Below are 20,091 nucleotides of genomic sequence, written 5' to 3' on the forward strand. Positions count from 1 at the left end.
GATCGGCTGTTCCCGAAAAGTCAGCCGACGGTGTGGGAATGGTCGAAGGCGGCTTCGGCGGCGGGGAGTGCGGCTTCGCGGTCTTCGGGGACCAGACCGATCCGGGTACGGCGGTCGAGCAGGTCGGCCGGTTCGAGCGCGCCCTCGTGGGAGACCGCGAAGGCGAATTCGGCGGCGGTGACGTCCATGCCGGGGGCCACCGGGCGCGCCAGATCGGCGCGGCGTTCGGCGGCGGCCTGGAGCGCGGGAGCTTCCGAGCCGTAGCGATCGATCAGGATCGGCGGGGCGTCGAGGCAGTCGCGCGCGGCCCCGCCGATCGCGCCGACCAGCGGCAGGCGGTGCGTCGAGCAGGGGAGCGCGGTCAGGCCCGCGTCGGCGACGGCCGCGTCCACCACGTCCTGCGCCATCCGCCGGTAGGTGGTGAGCTTGCCGCCGACGATCGTGACGATCCCGTTCGGGGCGCGCAGCACCGCGTGCTCGCGGGAGATGTCGGCGGTGCTGCCGTCTTCGGTGCGCAGCAGCGGGCGCAGGCCCGCGAAGCTGCCGCGGATGTCGGCGCGGGTCAGCGGTTCGCGCAGCGTGCGGTTGACGGTGTCGAGCAGGAAGTCGATCTCGCCTTCGGTGGCGTGCGGTTCGTCGGGGATCGGGCCGGGGGCGTCCTCGTCGGTGAGTCCCAGGTAGACCCGTCCGTGCGGGGCGGGGAAGGCGAAGACGAAACGGCCGAAACTGCCCGGCACCGGCACGGTCAGCGCGGCGGTGAGTCCGCCGAAGGCCGCGGCGTCGAAGACCAGGTGGGTGCCGCGCGAAGGGCGCAGTCGGATGCTGGGGTCGACCTGGTCGGCCCACACGCCGGTCGCGTTGACGACCGCGCGGGCCCGCACGGACAGGGTTTCGCCGGTGCGGGTGTCACGCAGCAGCGCGCCGTCGCCGGTGGCCTCGACGGCCTCGACGCGAGTCAGGACGGTCGCGCCGTGCGCGGCGGCGGTGCGGGCCAGGGCCACGACCAGGCGGGCGTCGTCGACGAGTTGTCCGTCCCACGCTTGGAGGCCGCCGCGCAGTCCGGCGCGGCGCAGCGTGGGGGCGAGGCGCAGCGCTTCGGCGGCGGCCACCCGGCGGGCGCGGGGCAGCGTCGCCGCCGGGGTGCCCGCGGCGCGGCGCAGGATGTCGCCCGCGGCGTAACCCGCGCGGATCGCGACCTGTTCGACGCGCCCGAGCGGTGGTAGCAGCGGCACGAGTTGGGGTAGCGGGCGCACCAGATGCGGTGCGGTGGTGGCGAACACGATGCCGCGTTCCACCGCGCTCTCGTGGGCGAGCCCGATCCGGCCGCTCGACAGGTAGCGCAGGCCGCCGTGCACGAGTTTGGAACTCCACCGACTGGTCCCGAACGCCAGGTCGTGCCGTTCCACCAGGACCGTGCGCAGTCCGCGCGCGGCCGCGTCGAGCGCGGCCCCCGTTCCGGTGACGCCGCCGCCGATGATCAGCAGGTCGATCTCGGGGGCGTCGCCGAGGCGGCGCAGGTCCTCGGTGCGGCGCGCGGCGTTGAGCGCGGAGCCGGAGGCGGCCGGATTCGTGGTCATCGCAAGCTCTTTCGGTAGGGGTCAGGGACGCAGGTAGCCGTCGACGGCGCGCGTCAGTTCGTTGTCCAGGTCGGGGGCGGGCAGCAGGTCGGCGACGGTGCCCGCGGACTGCACGGCCGACTGCGCGATCAGCAGCAGCATGGTGGCGAGGTGGACGGGGTCGCCCGCGCGGATCGAGCCGTCGGCCTGGCCTTCGCCGATGCCCGCGGCGAACAGGTCGACCAGGGTGCGCTGGTTGCGGCCGAGCCGCCCGAAGACGTAGGTCAGCATCAGGTCGGTGTCGGTGCGGAAGATCTTGCCGAACAACGCGTTCGCGCGGATCGCCGCCGCGCCGGTCACGATGCCGCCGACCAGGCGTTCCCGGCCGCTGCCCGCGGTGGGCATGGTGGCGACCAGCAGTCCGCGCAACTCGCGCACCAGCAGTTCGGCGATGAGCGCGCCGGTGTCGGGCCAGCGCCGGTAGACGGTGGGTCGGCTGACGCCTGCGCGCCGCGCCACTTCGGTGAGGGTGGTCCTGCGGACGCCGAATTCCTCGACGCAGGCCCTGGCCGCGGCGAAGATCGCCAGGTCGATGGCCGGGAGGTCGGTGTCATCGGGGGGTGATGTGGGGATGCTCATTCTCGCCGCTCGGGTGTCGATGGTCGGGGCACAGCGGGGTGTCGATTACTTCTTGACAATCTATGTAAGACTGTAACGCATGGTGGAGACGCAGTACAGCGGCGGCCCGCAGGCCCCCGAAAACCCCGACGCGCGGACGCGGGCACCGAGTATGGTGTGGGACGCCTGGGGAATCCCGGCCGGACACCAGCCGTTGTCGGCGCAGATCCGAGGTCTGCTCACGCAGGTCTTCGGGGTCTCCGGGGATCCGGTGGCGCGTCGCGACGAGGGCGACGTGCCGCTCCGCGCGTCGGCGCTCACGCCCGCCCGACGAGACGGGTTGACCGCGGTGGTCGGCGTCGACCACGTGTCCACCGACCACCGCGACCGACTGCGACGCGCGGGCGGCAAGAGCACCCCCGACCTGCTGCGCCGCCGCCTGGATCGCCCGCAGGACGCGCCCGACGCCGTCGTCTTCCCCGCCGATCACGGCGAAGTCCTGGCGTTGCTGGCGCACTGCGCCGAGGCCGGGATCGCGGTCGTGCCGTTCGGCGGCGGCACCAGCGTGGTCGGCGGCGTCTCCCCGGAACGCGGTCGCTTCGACACCGTGATCGCCCTGGACCTGCGCCGCCTCGACGGCCTGCGCGCGGTCGACCCGATCAGCGGCACCGCGACCCTCGGCGCGGGTCTCACCGGCCCCGCCGCCGAGGAACTGCTCGCCGCGCACGGACTGTCGCTGGGCCACTTCCCGCAGAGCTTCGAGTTCGCCAGCATCGGCGGATTCGCGGCCACCCGCTCCTCGGGGCAGGCCTCGGCGGGATACGGCCGTTTCGACGACATGGTGCAGCGACTCCTGATCGCCACGCCCACGGGCGAACTCGACCTCGGGCGGGCTCCCGCCTCGGCCGCCGGGCCCGATCTGCGAGAGTTGTTCGTGGGGTCCGAAGGCGCGCTCGGCGTCATCACCGAAGTCACCGTGCGCGTGCACCCGCGCCCGGAAACCGTTGCCTACCAGGCGTGGTCGTTTCCCGACTTCGCCACCGGCGCGGCGGCGCTGCGCTCGGTGGTCCAGGCCGGCGCGGCGCCGACGGTGCTGCGACTGTCCGACGAGGCCGAGACCGGTCTGAACCTGGCCCGCGCGGGCGATATCGGCGGTGCGCCCGTCACCGGATGCCTGGCCGTCACCACCGTCGAGGGCACGGCCGCGCATGTCGCCGCGCGCCGCGCCGAAGCCGAAGCGCTGCTGCGCGCGGCGGGCGGCACGGCGCTGGGCGAGGAACCGGCCCGCCAGTGGGAACACGGCCGCTTCGCCGCCCCCTACCTGCGCGACGCACTGCTCGACGTCGGCGTGCTGTGCGAGACGCTCGAGACCGCGACCACCTGGTCCGCGCTGCCCGACCTGAAGGCGCGCGTCACCGCCTCGCTGACCGAATCGCTGGGCGTCGACGGCGCGCCCGTACTGGTGATGTGCCACATCTCGCACACCTATCCCACCGGCGCATCGCTCTACTTCACGGTCGTGGCCCGCCAGGCCGAGGACCCGCTCGCGCAGTGGGCCGTGGCCAAACGGGCCGTCGGTGACGTCATCGCGGCGGCGGGCGCGACCATCACCCACCACCACGCGGTCGGCACCGACCACCGGCCCTGGCTGCCCGACGAGATCGGCGACCTCGGGGTACGGGTGCTGCGCGCGGTGAAGAACGAGATCGACCCCGTCGGCATCCTGAACCCGGGCAAGCTGATCCGATGAGCGCGGCGATCCGAACGGCCCTGGTCGTCACCAACCGACTCTCCGGGCTCGGCCGCGGACAGGACTCGGCCGCCGCGGCCGTGGCCCGGCTCAGCGCGGGCGGTGTCGAGATCACCGAGATCCGCGCCGCCTCGGCCGCCGAATCCGTTCGCCTGGTGCGTGATTCGCTCACCGACGCGGGCAGGCGGCCCGACGCGGTGATCTGCGTCGGCGGCGACGGACTGATCAACGTCACCTTGGACGCGCTCGCGAACACCGGCGTCCCACTGGGGCTGATCCCCAGCGGCACCGGCAACGACCTGGCCCGCGCCCTCGGCGTGCCGACCGACGACCCGGTGGCCGCCGCCGAAGTCGTCCTGGCGGGCCGCACGCGGGTGATCGACCTGGGACGCCTGGAGTCCACCGGCGTCGAGCCGATGTGGTTCGCCACCGTGACGGGCACCGGATTCGACGCGCGGGTCACCCTGCGCGCCAACGCCATGCGCCGCCCGAAAGGGCCCGCCCGCTACAGCCTGGCCGCGCTCGCGGAACTGGCGAGCGGGTTGGCGGTGCCGTATCGGATCGAACTGTCCGGTGTGGCCGTCGGGCAGTTGGACAACCCGCCCGCGGACACCGTCCTGGAGACCGAGGCGGTGCTGGTGGCGATCGGCAATTCGCGCACCTACGGCGGCGGCATGCTGATCTGTCCCGACGCCGAGATGGACGACGGACTGCTCGACATCACCGTGGTCGGGAAGGTCTCGCGATGGAAGATGCTCGAACTGCTGCCCGCGCTGTCGTCGGGCAAGCGCATCGATCACCCCGCGACCCGGCGCTATCGCGTCGCCCGGGTCACACTGAGCGCGCCGGGCGCGCCCGCGACCACGGACGGCGAACCGGCGGGCATGCTGCCCGCGACCCTGAGCGCGGTCCCGGGTGCGCTCACCGTGCTCGCGCGCTGAGATGGCTGACCAACGTCGACCGCGCTGGCTGGGCTGACCGCGCTGACCGGGCTGACCGGGCTGACCGGGCTGGTCGCGTCGACCGGGCTGACCGCGGTGTGCCTGCGAGCGCCGATGCGGGCGGGCCGGGGAGTGCGTCGGCTCAGTCGGCGAAGGTGACGCGCGCGATGGCGTTGACGGTCGGTCGGTCCACGACCACGACCGACGCGCACGGCACCGGGTTCGGCGCGACCTCGCTGACCGTGCCGAGCAGTTCCCGCCAGCGGCGGACGTGTAGGCGGAAGGACACCCCGTTCACCCGCCGCCCACGCGCCCGCTGTCCCGCCATCGCCTCGGTCGCGGGCACGTCGAGCAGCACCACGTGCAGTTCACGCTGGAAGCGTCGCGCCCAGCGCGCGATCATGGCGCGCGTCCAGCGAAAGGTCGCGCATTCGTGGATCACGACCGGCCCGTGTACGGTGCGCAGCGCCGATCTGATGCCGGCGTAGTGCACGACGTGTACCAGCGGACGCCACAGCGGATAGGGCAGCCAGCCGAGGCGGCGCTTCCAGCGGTTGCGGGCGTGGTGGGAGTCGAGCACGAGCAGCCCGGCGGGGCCGCGCGGGGGACTCTCGTCCTCGGGGCGGACGCCGAAGTACCGGTGCAGCGCGGTGCTCTTGCCCGCGCCGGGCACCCCCGCGAACACCAGTGCCGCGTGCGCGGGATAGCGCAGTTCCTCGACGGGGCGGCCGCGCAGGTCGTGGACGGCGTGCGGGCACACGATCCGTTCGGCGGCAACGGGAATGCGCGATTCCGGCGCGCAGCCGGGAACGCTGTCCAGTGGGGGGCTCATCCATCCAGAGTTCTCGGTCGGTGCGGTTTCGGCAACCGCGATACGCCGAATTGACCACGGAAACCCGGACTTCGCGAATCGGACACACCGATACCGGCGGGTAGCGGGCGCGGGCTAACAGTTGGCAACTCGCGCAGGCGATTTCGGGGACCCGCCTCGAGGTGACATCGCTGACCCGCGTCGGCGATACTGTTCGCCCGGCGTCACCGCGTCCTCCGGGGCGGGACGCGGGCCCGCATGGTGAGGCCGAGGGCATCGTTGCGGAGCGACGATAGGCACAGCCATGCCAAAAGCTGAGAATTGCTTATGGATTCCGGAGCGGCCCTGGGATCGCCGGTAAGCTGGAGTTCGTAGGCGGAGTGTTCGGTGTCCCTCATCCACCGAAGGCTCCGCCTTTTTTCTTTCCCGCTATTTTTGGGCCGGCCCCCGGGCGCGCTGTGCGGCCGGGGCGCGGCGAGCGGTTCGAGTCGGGCGGTCTCGTACGGTCGCTCGGGCGGTGTCGTCCGAGTCGCTGTGCGGTTCGGGTCGCGCCGGGTGGTTCGAGTCGCCCCGGGCGGTGCGCCCGACCCTTTTGGGAGCTCACCGGCCCGGTCATTAGAATGCCGGAGTGACCAGCACAGCCCCTGACAATTCCCGCGATCGTGCCGATGCCCTCCCCAAGAGCTGGAACCCCGGCGAGGTGGAGGCCGAGATGTACGAGCGCTGGGTAGCCGCGGGCTACTTCACCGCCGACGCGTCCTCCGACAAGCCCGGCTACTCCATCGTGCTGCCGCCGCCGAACGTCACCGGCAGCCTGCACATGGGGCACGCGCTCGACCACACCCTCATGGACGCCCTCTCGCGCCGCAAGCGCATGCTCGGCTACGAAGTGCTGTGGCTGCCCGGCATGGACCACGCGGGCATCGCCACCCAGACCATCGTGGAGAAGCAACTCGCCGTCGACGGCAAGACCAAAGAGGACTTCGGCCGCGACCTGTTCATGGACAAGGTCTGGGACTGGAAGCGCGAATCCGGCGGGCAGATCCAGTGGCAGATGCGCGCCCTCGGCGACGGCGTCGACTGGAGCCGCGACCGCTTCACCATGGACGAGGGCCTTTCGCGCGCGGTGCAGACCATCTTCAAGCGCCTCTACGACGCGGGCCTGATCTACCGCGCCGAGCGCCTGGTCAACTGGTCGCCCGAACTGCGCACCGCGATCTCCGACATCGAGGTCAAGTTCGCCGACGTCGAGGGCGAACTCGTCTCGCTGCGCTACGGCTCGCTCGACGACGACCAACCGCACGTGATCGTGGCCACCACCCGCGTGGAGACCATGCTCGGTGACACCGCGGTCGCGGTGCACCCCGAGGACCCGCGCTACGCCGCGCTCGTCGGCACCACCCTGGAACATCCGATCACCGGGCGACAGATCCCGATCATCGCCGACGACTATGTCGACCCGGAGTTCGGCACCGGCGCGGTGAAGATCACCCCGGCCCACGACCCCAACGACTTCGAGATGGGTCTGCGGCACGGCCTGCCGATGCCGAGCATCATGGACGAGCGCGGCCGGATCGTGGACACCGGAACCGAATTCGACGGCATGGACCGCTTCGAGGCCAGGCAGAAGGTGCGCGAACGGCTCGCGGGCGAAGGTCGCGTCGTCGCGGAGAAGCGGCCCTACCTGCACAGTGTCGGCCACTCCGAGCGCAGCGGCGAACCCATCGAACCCCGGCTGTCGATGCAGTGGTGGGTCAAGGTCGAATCGCTGGCCAAGGCCGCGGGCGACGCGGTGCGCCACGGCGACACCGTCATCCACCCGCCGAGTCAGGAACCGCGCTGGTTCGACTGGATCGACAACATGCACGACTGGTGCATCTCGCGGCAGCTGTGGTGGGGTCATCGCATCCCGATCTGGTACGGCCCCGAGGGCGAAGTGGTGTGCCTGGGGCCCGACGAGACCGCACCCGAGGGCTGGGTGCAGGACCCGGACGTGCTCGACACCTGGTTCTCCTCGGGCCTGTGGCCGTTCTCCACGATGGGCTGGCCCGACAACACCGCCGAACTCGAAAAGTTCTATCCGACCGACGTTCTCGTCACCGGCTACGACATCCTGTTCTTCTGGGTGGCCAGGATGATGATGTTCGGCACCTTCGTCGCCGAGGACGCGGCCGTCACCGCGGGCAAGCCCGCCGGTGACAAGCAGGTGCCCTTCCGCGACGTGTTCCTGCACGGCCTGATCCGCGACCAGTACGGCAAGAAGATGTCGAAGTCGCGCGGCAACGGCGTGGACCCGCTGGACTGGATCAGCGCGCACGGCGCCGACGCGCTGCGGTTCACCCTGGCGCGCGGCGCGCAGCCCGGCGGCGACCTCTCGGTCGGCGAATCGCACGCGCTGGCCTCGCGCAACTTCGTCACCAAACTGTTCAACGCCACCAAGTTCGCGCTGATGAACGGCGCGCGGCCGGGCGATCTGCCCGAGCGCGCGACGCTCACCGATCCCGACCGTTGGATCCTGGACCGCTTCGAGCAGGTGCTGGTCGAAGTGGACGCGGCGTTCGACGCCTACGAGTTCGGCAAGGCGTGCGAGGCCCTGTACCACTTCGCGTGGGACGAACTGTGCTCCTGGTATCTGGAGCTGTCCAAGGCCCAGTTCACCGCCGACGACGCCCGCGCGGAATCGACCAGGGTCGTGCTCGGCACGGTGCTGGACGGCGTGCTGCGTCTGCTGCACCCGGTGATCCCGTTCGTCACCGAAGCGCTGTGGCAGGCGCTGACCGGGGGTGAGTCGGTGGTCATCGCGAGTTGGCCGCGGCCTTCGGGGGTGGCGGTCGACGCCGAGGCGGCGCGGCGGGTCGCCGACGCCCAGCAGTTGATCACCGAGATCCGCCGCTTCCGCAGCGATCAGGGTCTGGCCGACAAGCAGAAGGTGCGCGCGCGCCTGGAAGGTCTCGACGAGGCGGGGCTGACCGAGTTGCGCGAGGCGATCACCAGCTTGGCCAAGCTCACCGATCTCGAGGCCGACCAGCCCGCCACCGCCTCGGTGGAGGTCCGGCTCAGCGGCGCCACCGTGGCCGTCGGCCTGAACACCGAGGGCGCGGTCGACCTGGACGCCGAACGTCGCCGCCTGGAGAAGGATCGGGCCGCCGCGGAGAAGGAACTCGCGGGCACCGACGCCAAACTCGGCAACGAGGCGTTCCTGGCCAAGGCCCCCGATCACGTGGTCGACAAGATCAAGTCGCGCCGCGAGGTGGCCGCCGCCGAAGTCGACCGGATCAGTGCGAGGCTCGCGGAACTGGCCGTGCGATGAACGACGAACCGGAGCGTCAGTACCGGGCCGAGCACGGGGCGACCCGGCTCGGCGCCGGGCCGTCCCCGGTGGATCTGGCCGAGATGGCGCTGGTCGAGGCCGAACTCGACCGCCGCCGGCCGGAGACCAAGATCGAACCGTCGCTGACCAGGATCGCGACGTTGATGGATCTGCTCGGCTCCCCGCAGCACGGCTATCCGGCGATCCATGTCGCGGGCACCAACGGCAAGACCTCGGTGACCAGGATGATCGACGCGCTGCTGACCGCGCTGCACCGGCGCACCGGCCGCGTCACCAGTCCGCACCTGCAACTGGCGACCGAGCGGATCAGCGTCGACAACCAGCCGATCACGCCCGCGCGTTACGTCGAGACCTATCGCGAACTCCAGCCCTACATCGAGATGATCGACGAGCGCTCGGCCGCCGCGGGTGGTCCGGCGATGAGCAAGTTCGAGGTGCTCACCGGGATGGCCTTCGCGGCCTTCGCCGAAGCGCCGGTCGACGTCGCCGTGGTCGAGACGGGGATGGGCGGCACCTGGGACGCCACCAACGTGGTGGACGGCCAGGTCGCGGTCATCACGCCGATCGGCCTCGACCACACCGACTACCTCGGCGACGACTTGGCGACGATCGCGGGGGAGAAGGCCGGGATCATCAAACGCGCTCCCGAGGGCCTGGTGCCGCGCGACACCGTCGCGGTGATCGCCCAGCAGGAACCCGAGGCGATGGAGGTGCTGCTGCGGCGCGCGGTCGAGGTCGACGCGGCGGTCGCGCGCGAGGGCGCGGAGTTCCGGGTGCTGGCCCGGCAGGTCGCGATCGGCGGGCAGCAACTGGAGTTGCAGGGGCTGGGCGGGGTCTACGACGAGATCTTCCTGCCGCTGCACGGCGAGCACCAGGCCCACAACGCCGTCCTCGCGCTGGCCGCGGTCGAGGCGTTCTTCGGCGCGGGCTCCGCCAAACAACTCGACGTCGAGGCGGTGCGGGCCGGTTTCGCCGCCGTCACCAGTCCGGGGCGCATGGAGCGGATGCGCGCCGCGCCGACCATCTTCATCGACGCCGCGCACAACCCGGCGGGGGCCGCGGCGCTGGCCGCCACCCTGACGGCGGAGTTCGACTTCCGCAAACTCGTCGGGGTGGTCGCGGTCCTGGCCGACAAGGACGCCGCGGGCATCCTCGAGGCGCTCGAGCCGGTGTTCGACGAGATCGTGGTCACCACCAACGGCTCGCCCCGGGCGATGGATCTCGACAGCTTGTCGAACCTGGCCGTGCAGCGCTTCGGCGACGAACGCGTGGTGACCGCCGAAACCCTGCCCGACGCGCTGGAGACGGCCATCGCCCTCGCCGAGGAGGTCGGCGAATCGGGCGAGATGGTGTCCGGCGCGGGCGTGGTGGTCACCGGGTCGGTCGTGACGGCGGGCGCGGCCCGCGCCCTGTTCGGCAAGGACCCGGCGTGAGCGCCGCCGCGGCGGAAAGGAACCCGAACGTGAGCGAGCAGTCCGAGCGGCCCGCGCCCCCCGATCCCTGGAAGGGGCTGCGGGGCGTGATGGCGGGCACCTTGATCCTCGAGGCCATCGTGGTCCTGCTGGCACTGCCGGTGGTGGCCGACGTCGGCGGCGGGGTCACCTGGTTCTCGGGGATCTACCTGGTGACGCTGGCCGTGGTGATGGTGCTCGGCGCGGGTCTGCAACGCAGGCCGTGGGCGCTGACGTTCAACCTGGCGTTGCAGGTCCTGCTCGTCGCGGGCGCGCTGATCCACCTGTCGATCGGCATCATCGGCGTGGTGTTCGCCGTCGTCTGGGGTTTCATCCTGGTGCTGCGCCACGATGTCAAGCGCCGGATGGAGGCGGGCACCCTGCCGAGCCAGCGTCCCGATCCGCGCGGTTGAGCCGTCGGCTCGTTTGGGTACCCGGCGGGGGTGCCGGTTAGGCTGTGCGCCGTGACTGAGCAGACGTTGGTACTCATCAAGCCCGACGGCGTTTCCCGCGGCCTGGTCGGCGAGGTGCTGGCCCGTATCGAGCGCAAGGGCCTGACGATCAAGGCACTCGAGCTGAAGCAGGTGTCCGAGGAACTCGCGGGCGAGCACTACGCCGAACACGCCGAGAAGCCGTTCTTCGGCTCGCTGATCGAGTTCATCACCTCCGGCCCGGTCGTCGCCGCGATCCTCGAGGGTCCGCGCGCCATCGCCGCTTTCCGTCAGATCGCCGGCGGCACCGATCCCGTCGAGAAGGCCGTTCCCGGCAGCATCCGCGGCGATTTCGGTCTGGAGACCCAGTTCAACCTGGTGCACGGCTCGGATTCGACCGAGTCGGCCAAGCGTGAGATCGCCCTCTGGTTCCCGGCCCTGTCCGCCTGAGCCTCCCGCCTCGTACCCCCCGCCCACCAGGGCGGATACGGCCCGGTTCGACGGCGCGGCCGCACCCGGGAAGCGGGCCTCGGCGCGCCGCGTTCCGGGCGCGCTCGTGCGCCGATGGCGAATCGCCCGAGCCCGGTGTGGGATACTGGAGGCGGTTACCAACGGTTCCGACTGTTCGCGCAGGTACGCGAGCTATCGGTGATCGAGGCAACCGGATGACACCGCGGTTCGATGCCGATCATCGCTGCCACGGCGATCTGCGCCTGCTTTTCCGGGCGTCGATCACCGCGTCGGCACGCTGGATGAGCGCTAACGCCGTGGAGTTCAGCCAACAGCCAGGCGCCGCGTGACCGGTCGGCCCGAACGACGAGACAACAGGGTATCGACCGGATGCGCGGCGCGAGACCACAGGACCTTGCGCCGCGGGCGTGAGGTGTACGGACAGCGCCCTCGCGTTGGCCGCGTCACTCCGTACCGGGAGGGACGCGCCCGGGGGCCCGAGGAGACTTCGTGGCCGAACAAGAGCCGCAGGAAACACCATCACAGGATGCCGATCAATTGCCGGAGCGAATCCGAGTTCACGCACTTGCCAAGCGGCTGGGAGTGACGAGCAAGCGAATCCTGGCCAAACTCACCGAATTGGGTTCCGACGCGCGCAGCGCGCAGTCCAATGTGGACCGCGCTCTCGCGGAATCGGTGCGTGACGCCCTCGATTCGCCCGACACCCCGGTCGAGCCCGCCACCGCGGCGCCCGCCGAGCCGCCGCCCGTCAGCGAGGCGGTCGCCGTCGACGCGGACGGCCCGGCCGAGCCGGGCACGGAGGCCGTCGCCGAGGCGACGCCCGAACCGTCGGGGCCGATCTTCTCCCGGCCCGACACCGGCGCCGCGGCCCCCCGGCTGTTCACCCACGCCGAGCAGACCCAGGCCGTCGAGCCGGTCCAGTTCGACGCGGTCGCCGTCCCGCTGTTCCTCCCGCCGGACGCCACGGCGGTCCAGGAGATGCGCAAGCAGCGCAAGGCCGAGCGCGACGCGGCCCGCCGCGTCGAGGAAGCGCCCGCCGAACCCGAGGACGAGACCGACACCGCCGAGGAGGACGCCGACGGGGCCGACCAGTCCGGCGACGCCGACGGTCAGCCCAGGCGCAGGCGGCGCGGTCGCCGCGGTCGCGGTCGCGGACGCGGCGAACAGCACGCCGATTCCGAGTCCGACGACGACGAGCACGGCGACGCCGAGTCCGACGAATCCGCGCCCGAGCAGTCGCGTGGCGAGAACGCCGGGTCCGCCGACTCCGACGGCGACGCCGAGGACGAGGACGACGACGAGTCGACTTCCCCGGAGGGCTCGAGCCGCCGTCGCCGTCGCCGTCGTCGCCGCAAGGTCGGCGGCGAGGGCGGCGAGTCCGACTCCGCCGCCGAGGACGACCCGCCGAACACCGTCGTGCACGAGCGCGAGCCCCGCAACAAGAGCCGTGGCCGCGCCCCCTCCGACGAGGTGCAGGGCATCACCGGCTCCACCCGGCTCGAGGCCAAGCGTCAGCGGCGTCGCGACGGGCGCGAGGCCGGTCGCCGCCGTCCGCCGATCCTGACCGAATCGGAGTTCCTGGCCCGCCGCGAGGCCGTGGACCGGGTCATGGTGGTCAGGGAGAAGACCTTCCCGGACCATCCGACCGCCACCCAGGTCGCGGTGCTCGAGGACGACATCCTGGTCGAGCATTTCGTGACCAGCACGGGCTCGGCCTCGATGGTCGGCAACGTCTACCTCGGCCGGGTGCAGAACGTGCTGCCCAGCATGGAGGCGGCCTTCGTCGACATCGGCCGCGGCCGCAACGGCGTGCTCTACGCGGGCGAGGTCAACTGGGAGGCCGCCGGGCTCGGCGGTCGCGAACGCAAGATCGAACAGGCGTTGCGCCCGGGCGATCAGGTGCTGGTCCAGGTCTCCAAGGACCCGGTCGGGCACAAGGGCGCGCGCCTGACCACCCAGATCAGCCTGGCGGGCCGGTTCCTGGTGTACGTGCCGGGCGGCACCTCCACCGGGATCAGCCGCAAACTGCCCGACACCGAGCGCAAACGTCTCAAGGAGATCCTGCGCGACATCGTGCCCGCCGACGCGGGCGTGATCATCCGCACCGCCTCCGAAGGCGTCGCCGAGGCCGAACTGGCCCGCGACGTGGAGCGGTTGCAGGCCACTTGGCGCACCATCGAGGAGCAGGCCGCCAAGGAGAACGGCGCGCCCAAGACCCTCTACGAGGAGCCGGACCTGCTGGTCAAGGTGATCCGTGACCTGTTCAACGAGGATTTCTCCAGGCTGGTCATCGAGGGTGAGCGCGCCTGGAGCACGGTGGAGAAGTACATCGGCACCGTCGCGCCCGACCTGCTCGCGCGGGTCTCGCGGCACGACAACGCCACCGTCGACGTCTTCGAGACCTTCCGGATCGACGAGCAGTTGGCCAAGGCGCTCGACCGCAAGGTGTGGCTGCCCTCGGGCGGCACCCTGGTGATCGACCGCACCGAGGCCATGACGGTCGTCGACGTCAACACCGGCAAGTTCACCGGCGCGGGCGGCAGCAACCTGGAGGAGACGGTCACCAGGAACAACCTGGAGGCGGCCGAGGAGATCGTGCGCCAGATGCGGTTGCGCGACATCGGCGGCATGATCGTCGTCGACTTCATCGACATGGTGCTCGAATCCAACCGCGATCTGGTGCTGCGTCGTCTGACCGAGGCGCTCGGCCGCGACCGCACCCGCCACCAGGTCTCCGAGGTGACGTCGCTGGGCTTGGTCCAGATGACCAGGAAGAAGCTCGGCACCGGCTTGGTGGAGGCGTTCTCCACGACCTGTGAGCACTGCCACGGCCGCGGCATCCTGGTGCACACCTACCCGGTGGAGCCCTCGTCGTCGGGCGACGACGGCGGTTCGCGCAAGGAGTCGGGGTCGCGCAGGCGGCGCGGTCGGGACAAGTCGCCCGCGCAGTCCGGGCCCGCGGCCAACGGCGCTCCCGCAGCCGCCGAGGTGGGCGAGGAGGACGCGGTCGCCAAGCGCGCGCATCCGGTCGCTCTGGCGATGGCGGCGCACCAGCACGGCGACGAGGACATCGACGGCGATCTCGCGGAAACCGCGGTGGTGGAGTCCACCGAGGACGCGGTCGTCGCGCAGGTTGCGGCGAATGCGCTGAGCGAGGGCGCGGACGCGGTGGTCATCCGCGAACCGGCCGAGGAGTCGGCGACGGCGCAGGCGGGTTCGGACAACGGTGTCGCGGCGGGTTCGAGCCATCGGACGCGCTCGCGGCGGTCGAGTCGGTCGCGGCGGTCCGCCGGGCCGGTGGCCGACGAGGCGACCGAATCGGACAGCGGTACGCGGACCGAGGAAGTCACCGCGGCTGCCGGGTCGACCGAGGCCGCGGTGCGCGCCGAGACCCCCGCGGCCCCGGTGGCCGAGGTGGCTGAGGTGGCTGAGGCGGCCGAATCCGACGACGGTGTCGCGGAGGCGCCCGAGGTCGTGACGGCTTCGGCGGGCTCGGTCACCGAGTCGAACCCGACGGCGGCGGAGTCCGAGCAGGTCACGGCGGCTTCGGCCACCAACGGCTCGGCCGAGCCGTCCCGTCCGCAGCGTCGTCGCCGGGTCGCCCGGTCGGCGGCGGCTCCGGCGGCCGACAGCAGTGGCGCGGTGTTCGTCGTCGCCGGTGACGAGGCGCCCGCGGCTCCGATCCTCGACGTCGCCGCCGAGGCAGAGGCGGTCGAGGCGGTGGCCCGCAAGCCGCGCAGGCGCGCGGTGGGCCGTCCGGCGGGTCCGCCCGTCGACGCCTGATCCGCCCTGGTCGCGGTATCCGCGCCGTCCGTTCCGGGCGGTGCGGACCAGCCCGTCCCGACCGGTTCGGACCCCGCTCCGAGCGGGTCCGGCAATCCGGTTGGGCCGCCGCGCCGTTCGGCGCGACGGTAGCCGGGTGGGTGCCGGTGACCGGATTGGGTTGTGGAGAAGGGGTCTGGTAGCCTTGGACGGTCGCTGCCTGGCGATGGGCATCAACTCACGCCCCCAGTCGCAGCAACCAGCCAAGAAGAGGTCACGTCGCACCCTGCGACGTGATCAAGCACGAGTAGACATCGAGTGGAGGAAGCCGACCGATGGCAACGTACGCGATCGTCAAGACCGGCGGAAAGCAGTACAAGGTCGCGGTCGGTGACCTGGTGAAGGTCGAGAAGATCGAGGGTGAGCCCGGCGCGTCCGTGGCCCTGTCCCCGGTTCTCGTCGTCAACGGCGCTGAGCTGACCACGGATGCGGCCGCCCTGGCCAAGGTTTCCGTGGCGGCCGAGGTCGTCGAGCAGACCAAGGGCCCGAAGATCCGCATCCACAAGTTCAAGAACAAGACCGGCTATCACAAGCGCCAGGGTCACCGTCAGCGGCTGACGGTCATCAAGGTCACCGGCATCAAGTAAGACATCCGAGGAGAATCAGCTCATGGCACACAAGAAGGGCGCGTCCAGTTCGCGGAACGGTCGCGATTCCAACGCCCAGCGACTCGGCGTCAAGCGTTTCGGCGGCCAGACCGTCAAGGCCGGCGAGATCCTGGTCCGCCAGCGCGGCACCCATTTCCACCCCGGCGTGAACGTCGGCCGCGGCGGTGACGACACCCTGTTCGCCCTCGAGGCGGGTTCGGTGCAGTTCGGCGCGAAGCGCGGACGCAAGACCGTCAACATCGTCGTCCCGGAGCCGGTTCAGGCCTGACCGCCTAACCACTTCGACAGCGTAGAGCGGGTCAGGGTCGCTACACCCTGGCCCGTTTTCGTGTTCTCCGGCCCCGTGCCGAATCCGCGTCGTCCGCACGACCTGCGGGAACGCCGACCACAGAAGGAGGATGATTCGGCGTATGTCCAAATTCATCGACCGTGTCGTGCTCCATGTGCGGGCGGGCAAGGGCGGACACGGCTGCGCCTCGGTGCACCGCGAGAAGTTCAAGCCGCTCGGCGGCCCCGACGGGGGCAACGGCGGCAACGGCGGGGATGTGATCCTCGAGGTCGACTCGAACGTGCACACCCTGCTCGACTTCCACTTCCACCCGCACGCCAAAGCCGGTAACGGCAAACCGGGCGAGGGCGGCAACCGCGACGGCAAACAGGGCGGCCCGCTGCTGCTGAAGGTGCCCGACGGCACCGTCGTACTCGACAAGGACGGCGAGATTCTGGCCGACCTGGTCGGCGCGGGCAACACCTTCGTCGCCGCGCGCGGCGGACGCGGCGGTCTCGGCAACGCGGCGCTGGCCTCCAAGGCGCGCAAAGCGCCCGGCTTCGCCCTGCTCGGCGAGGAGGGCGAGGAACGCGACCTGGTCCTGGAACTGAAATCCGTGGCCGACGTCGGTCTGGTCGGTTTCCCCTCGGCGGGGAAGTCCTCGCTGGTCTCGGTGCTCTCGGCCGCCAAACCGAAGATCGCGGACTACCCGTTCACCACCTTGGTGCCCAACCTCGGCGTCGTGCTCAGCGGCGACACCACGTTCACCGTCGCCGACGTGCCCGGTCTGATTCCCGGCGCGAGCGAGGGCCGCGGGCTCGGCCTGGACTTCCTGCGCCACCTGGAGCGCTGCGCGGTGCTCGCGCACGTCGTGGACTGCGCCACCTTGGAACCCGGCCGCGACCCGGTCACGGATGTGGACGCGCTGGAAGCCGAGTTGGCCGCCTACAAACCGGCGCTGTCCGGTGACGCGAGCCTCGGTGACCTGGCCGACCGTCCGCGTGTGGTCATCCTCAACAAGACCGATGTGCCCGACGCCGCCGAACTCGCCGAACTGGTCACCCCCGAATTCGTCGAACGCGGGTGGCCGGTGTTCGAGATCTCCGCGGTGAGCCGTGCGGGCCTGCGCTCGCTGACCTTCGCGCTGGCCGATCTGGTGCGGCAGTACCGCGAGGACAATCCGCCCGCCGCGCCGAAACGGCCGGTCATCCGTCCGATCGCGGTCGACGAGACGGGCTTCAGCGTCATCGCCGATCCGCGGGAACCGGGCGGGTTCATCGTGCGCGGTGTGCGTCCCGAGCGCTGGGTGCGTCAGACCCAGTTCGACAACGACGAGGCCGTGGGCTATCTGGCCGACCGATTGGCTCGCCTCGGCGTCGAGGAGAAATTGGTCAAGATGGGCGCGGAACCCGGCGCTCCGGTCACCATCGGCGAGGTCACCTTCGACTGGGAGCCGCAGATCTCGGCGGGTGTGGACATGGTGCCCACCGGTCGCGGCACGGATGTGCGACTCGAGCAGAACGAACGCGTCGGCGCCGCCGAGCGCAAGCACGCCTCCCGGGTGCGGCGCGGACTGGTCCGCGAGGACGAAGAGGAGTAGCCGGTGCGATCCGGTGATGTGGCGCAACCGAATTCGCCCACCGATCTGGTCGCGGGCGAGCCGAGTCCGGCGCGCGCGGCGATCGCCGACGCGCGCCGCGTGGTGGTCAAGATCGGGTCCTCGGCGCTGACGAGTCTCAAAGGCGGCCTGGACACCGAACGCCTGGACCGGCTCGCCGACGCCGTCGAGGCGCGGATGCGCGCGGGCTCCGATGTCGTGGTGGTGTCCTCCGGCGCCATCGGCGCGGGCCTCGCCCCGCTCAAATTGGCCACGCGGCCAAGGGATCTGGCGACCAAGCAGGCCGCGGCCAGCGTCGGTCAGCTCGCCCTCGCGCACGCCTGGGGCACCTCCTTCGCCCGCTACGGCCGCACGGTCGGGCAGGTGCTGTTGAGCGCCGACGACTTCTCCCGCCGCGAACACCACCGCAACGCCCAGCGCACCCTGGACCGGTTGCGTTCGCTCGGCGCGGTCGCGGTGGTCAACGAGAACGACACCGTCGCCACCGAGGAGATCCGTTTCGGCGACAACGACAGGCTCGCGGCGCTGGTCGCGCACTTGGTCGGCGCGGACGCGCTGGTGCTGCTCTCCGACGTCGCGGGCCTCTACGACGGCGATCCCCGCAAAGGTTCGGCGAATTTCATCCCCGAGGTGCGCGGCAGCGTCGACCTCGACGGCGTCATCGCGGGCAGCGGCGGCGCGCTCGGCACCGGCGGCATGGCCTCGAAGCTGTCCGCGGCTCGGTTGGCGGCCGACGCGGGAGTGCCGGTGCTGTTGGCCGCCGCCACCGACGCCGCGGTCGCGTTGACCACCGGCGCGGTCGGCACCGCCTTCGCCGCGCGCCCGGTGCGTCTGTCCGCCAAGAAGTTCTGGGTGCGCCACGCCGCCGACAGTCGCGGCGCGGTCCTGCTCGACGCCGGCGCCGTCGCGGCCGTCGCCCGCCGTCACTCGCTGCTGGCCGCCGGGATCGTCGGCCTGCGGGGGCGTTTCCACGGCGGTGACGTGGTCGACCTGGTGGCCCCCGACGAAACCGTGGTGGCCCGCGGTGTCATCGAATACGACAGCACCGAACTGTCGGGCATGTTCGGCCGCTCCACTCGCGAACTTCCCGACACCATGCAGCGTCCCGTCATCCACGCCGACGATCTGGTCAGCGTCTAGCGCCGAATCGGATCGCGCTGACCGGAATACTGTCCGGTCCGCGTCCGTCCTGCCACCCTTGGTGGACGCGCGCCACCGCGGAAGCCGAGGGGACCGGCGCCGCGGGGGCGCGCGTTCCGGGTCGCGGGCATCCGCCGAGTGATGCGGGTACCCGGCGATTCCGGAAAGGCTGCCCATGACCGCCCTCGACGCCACCCCGGCCGCGCTGTTGGACTCCGTGGCCGGCGCGATCGGCGACACCCCGCTGGTGCGGTTGCGGCGCGTCACGCCGGGCGGACGTCCCGTCGGTCATCCCGAACACCTGCGCTCGGTGGCGCTGGGCCTGGCCGAATCGATTCCGGGCGCGTGGTTCGCCGGTCAATACGACAACCCCGCCAACCCCGCCGCGCACTGCGCCACCACCGGTCCCGAGATCTGGGCCGCCACCGGCGGGCGGGTCACCCATTACGTCGCGGGCGTCGGCACCGGCGGAACCATCAGCGGCGCGGGCGAATACCTCGAAGAGGTGTCCGACGGCCGGGTCCGGGTCATCGGCGCCGACCCCGAGACCTCGGTGTACGGGGGCCGGGGACGGACGCGCCGGGTTCGCGGTGATCCCGTCGAACGCCACGGTCGCCGAGGCCACCGCCCTGCTCGGCGACCGCGCCGCGCTTCCCGTGCAACTCGCGCGAGCGAAGTCCGGAGCGCCCGTGGCGGCCGAGTTGATCGGTTCGTTCGCGTCGAATTCCACCGCCTCCACCGAGGATCCGGTCCGCGACCATCTGGCCCCGGCCCTACCGGTAGTCGGCGTCACCGAATCGATCGACGCCGCCCGCGAACGGTTGGGCGAATATCGCGGGTCGGTCGTCGTTGTGCGCGCGGGAATCGGTATCGCCTCGATCGAAGCGGGCCAGTTGGCTGATCCGAGCGAGCGCGACGCCCGCCCAACCCCGTCGATCTGACCTACGGCGAGATCGCCTCTGACGAAACGTTTTTGTCGAAGCGCTGCGCGTGCATATCCTGATCGCACAGCAATCCCGGCAGGAAGGACCCTCGTGCGAGCCATGCACAGCACCAAAGCACGTCGGAAGTGGTCCGCGATGCTGGACGCCGCGACCGAGGACGACGACCTGGTCGTCATCACTCGGTCCGGTGGGAAAGAACCCGCCGTGGTGATCTCGTTGACCGCATACAACTCCTTGCGGGAAAACGCCGACATTCCGTCGACCGTGGTCAGCGCTCGCCGCCTGCCCGAGTCGCCCGCGAATCCGGAATTTGGCCCGGGTGCGGGATGAC

At 71.3% G+C, this 20,091-nt stretch carries 16 protein-coding genes and 1 pseudogene; 14 read left to right on the forward strand and 3 right to left on the reverse strand.

The genetic code is table 11. The annotated features are described in order from the left end of the window. Positions 1-20: 20 nt before the first annotated feature. On the reverse strand, positions 21-1,577 hold the full coding sequence (locus ON30_RS07390; protein ID WP_040705128.1) for a glycerol-3-phosphate dehydrogenase/oxidase: 1,557 nt from the start codon (positions 1,575-1,577) through the stop codon (positions 21-23). 21 nt (positions 1,578-1,598) lie between these two features. Next, positions 1,599-2,195 carry a TetR/AcrR family transcriptional regulator gene (locus ON30_RS07395; RefSeq protein WP_040705129.1) on the reverse strand — a complete coding sequence of 199 codons (597 nt, stop codon included), beginning with the start codon at positions 2,193-2,195 and terminating at the stop codon, positions 1,599-1,601. 151 nt (positions 2,196-2,346) lie between these two features. Here ON30_RS07395 and ON30_RS07400 point away from each other — a divergent pair, with 151 nt between their 5' ends. Next, the gene (locus ON30_RS07400) at positions 2,347-3,924 is read left to right on the forward strand and encodes an FAD-binding oxidoreductase (protein ID WP_051029053.1); all 1,578 of its coding nucleotides are present in this window, start codon (positions 2,347-2,349) and stop codon (positions 3,922-3,924) included. Beyond that, a complete protein-coding gene (locus ON30_RS07405; RefSeq protein ID WP_040705131.1) occupies positions 3,921-4,865 on the forward strand; it encodes a diacylglycerol kinase family protein in 945 nt (314 codons plus the stop codon). The genes ON30_RS07400 and ON30_RS07405 overlap by 4 nt, the downstream gene beginning before the upstream one ends. A 142-nt stretch (positions 4,866-5,007) precedes the next feature. On the opposite strand, the gene ON30_RS07410 is transcribed toward ON30_RS07405, so the two are convergent. Continuing rightward, positions 5,008-5,697 carry an AAA family ATPase gene (locus tag ON30_RS07410; RefSeq protein ID WP_083911203.1) on the reverse strand — a complete coding sequence of 230 codons (690 nt, stop codon included), beginning with the start codon at positions 5,695-5,697 and terminating at the stop codon, positions 5,008-5,010. Between the two features lie 607 nt (positions 5,698-6,304). Here ON30_RS07410 and ON30_RS07415 point away from each other — a divergent pair. The 12 genes and pseudogenes from ON30_RS07415 to ON30_RS07465 all read left to right on the forward strand — a co-directional run bounded on the left by ON30_RS07415 (position 6,305) and on the right by ON30_RS07465 (position 20,090). Then, complete coding sequence (locus ON30_RS07415; RefSeq protein ID WP_040705133.1) at positions 6,305-8,986, forward strand: valine--tRNA ligase; 2,682 nt, start codon at positions 6,305-6,307, stop codon at positions 8,984-8,986. Further along, the gene (folC, locus tag ON30_RS07420; RefSeq protein WP_083911204.1) at positions 8,983-10,440 is read left to right on the forward strand and encodes a bifunctional tetrahydrofolate synthase/dihydrofolate synthase; all 1,458 of its coding nucleotides are present in this window, start codon (positions 8,983-8,985) and stop codon (positions 10,438-10,440) included. The genes ON30_RS07415 and folC overlap by 4 nt, the downstream gene beginning before the upstream one ends. An 89-nt stretch (positions 10,441-10,529) precedes the next feature. Further along, entirely contained in the window at positions 10,530-10,871 is a 342-nt protein-coding gene (locus tag ON30_RS07425; protein WP_085999291.1) for a DUF4233 domain-containing protein, read from the forward strand. A 51-nt stretch (positions 10,872-10,922) separates the two neighbouring features. Further along, positions 10,923-11,339: a nucleoside-diphosphate kinase gene (gene ndk, locus ON30_RS07430; protein WP_040705135.1), complete on the forward strand. Its 417-nt coding sequence runs from the start codon at positions 10,923-10,925 to the stop codon at positions 11,337-11,339. A gap of 510 nt (positions 11,340-11,849) precedes the next feature. Beyond that, positions 11,850-15,143, forward strand: a complete 3,294-nt coding sequence (locus tag ON30_RS07435; RefSeq protein ID WP_040705137.1) for a translation initiation factor IF-2 N-terminal domain-containing protein — start codon at positions 11,850-11,852, stop codon at positions 15,141-15,143. Between the two features lie 314 nt (positions 15,144-15,457). Next, the gene (gene rplU / locus ON30_RS07440) at positions 15,458-15,769 is read left to right on the forward strand and encodes a 50S ribosomal protein L21 (protein ID WP_040705139.1); all 312 of its coding nucleotides are present in this window, start codon (positions 15,458-15,460) and stop codon (positions 15,767-15,769) included. Between the two features lie 22 nt (positions 15,770-15,791). Then, positions 15,792-16,058 (forward strand): 50S ribosomal protein L27, encoded by a 267-nt coding sequence (gene rpmA, locus ON30_RS07445; protein ID WP_040705141.1) that lies wholly within the window; start codon positions 15,792-15,794, stop codon positions 16,056-16,058. A gap of 142 nt (positions 16,059-16,200) precedes the next feature. Continuing rightward, complete coding sequence (gene obgE, locus ON30_RS07450; RefSeq protein ID WP_040705143.1) at positions 16,201-17,658, forward strand: GTPase ObgE; 1,458 nt, start codon at positions 16,201-16,203, stop codon at positions 17,656-17,658. A 45-nt stretch (positions 17,659-17,703) separates the two neighbouring features. Further along, the gene (gene proB, locus ON30_RS07455) at positions 17,704-18,816 is read left to right on the forward strand and encodes a glutamate 5-kinase (RefSeq protein ID WP_040705283.1); all 1,113 of its coding nucleotides are present in this window, start codon (positions 17,704-17,706) and stop codon (positions 18,814-18,816) included. Positions 18,817-18,991: 175 nt separating this feature from the next. Beyond that, a pseudogene (locus ON30_RS42215) lies at positions 18,992-19,351 on the forward strand (pyridoxal-phosphate dependent enzyme); the annotation flags it as partial. Positions 19,352-19,406: 55 nt separating this feature from the next. After that, on the forward strand, positions 19,407-19,757 hold the full coding sequence (locus ON30_RS42025; protein WP_040705145.1) for a hypothetical protein: 351 nt from the start codon (positions 19,407-19,409) through the stop codon (positions 19,755-19,757). Between the two features lie 102 nt (positions 19,758-19,859). Then, positions 19,860-20,090: a type II toxin-antitoxin system Phd/YefM family antitoxin gene (locus ON30_RS07465; RefSeq protein WP_083911206.1), complete on the forward strand. Its 231-nt coding sequence runs from the start codon at positions 19,860-19,862 to the stop codon at positions 20,088-20,090. Position 20,091: the final 1 nt, after the last annotated feature.

The sequence above is a fragment of the Nocardia takedensis NBRC 100417 genome, assembly GCF_000308695.1.
Taxonomy (GTDB): Bacteria; Actinomycetota; Actinomycetes; order Mycobacteriales; family Mycobacteriaceae; genus Nocardia; species Nocardia takedensis.

What these genes read in the sequence shown, in the direction of transcription:
- ON30_RS07390 (WP_040705128.1), bottom strand. Translation starts at nt 1,577, where the DNA reads ATGACCACGAATCCGGCCGCCTCCGGCTCCGCGCTCAACGCCGCGCGC.
- ON30_RS07395 (WP_040705129.1), bottom strand. Translation starts at nt 2,195, where the DNA reads ATGAGCATCCCCACATCACCCCCCGATGACACCGACCTCCCGGCCATC.
- ON30_RS07400 (WP_051029053.1), top strand. Translation starts at nt 2,347, where the DNA reads ATGGTGTGGGACGCCTGGGGAATCCCGGCCGGACACCAGCCGTTGTCG.
- ON30_RS07405 (WP_040705131.1), top strand. Translation starts at nt 3,921, where the DNA reads ATGAGCGCGGCGATCCGAACGGCCCTGGTCGTCACCAACCGACTCTCC.
- ON30_RS07410 (WP_083911203.1), bottom strand. Translation starts at nt 5,697, where the DNA reads ATGAGCCCCCCACTGGACAGCGTTCCCGGCTGCGCGCCGGAATCGCGC.
- folC (WP_083911204.1), top strand. Translation starts at nt 8,983, where the DNA reads ATGAACGACGAACCGGAGCGTCAGTACCGGGCCGAGCACGGGGCGACC.
- ON30_RS07425 (WP_085999291.1), top strand. Translation starts at nt 10,530, where the DNA reads ATGGCGGGCACCTTGATCCTCGAGGCCATCGTGGTCCTGCTGGCACTG.
- rplU (WP_040705139.1), top strand. Translation starts at nt 15,458, where the DNA reads ATGGCAACGTACGCGATCGTCAAGACCGGCGGAAAGCAGTACAAGGTC.
- rpmA (WP_040705141.1), top strand. Translation starts at nt 15,792, where the DNA reads ATGGCACACAAGAAGGGCGCGTCCAGTTCGCGGAACGGTCGCGATTCC.
- obgE (WP_040705143.1), top strand. Translation starts at nt 16,201, where the DNA reads ATGTCCAAATTCATCGACCGTGTCGTGCTCCATGTGCGGGCGGGCAAG.
- ON30_RS07465 (WP_083911206.1), top strand. Translation starts at nt 19,860, where the DNA reads ATGCACAGCACCAAAGCACGTCGGAAGTGGTCCGCGATGCTGGACGCC.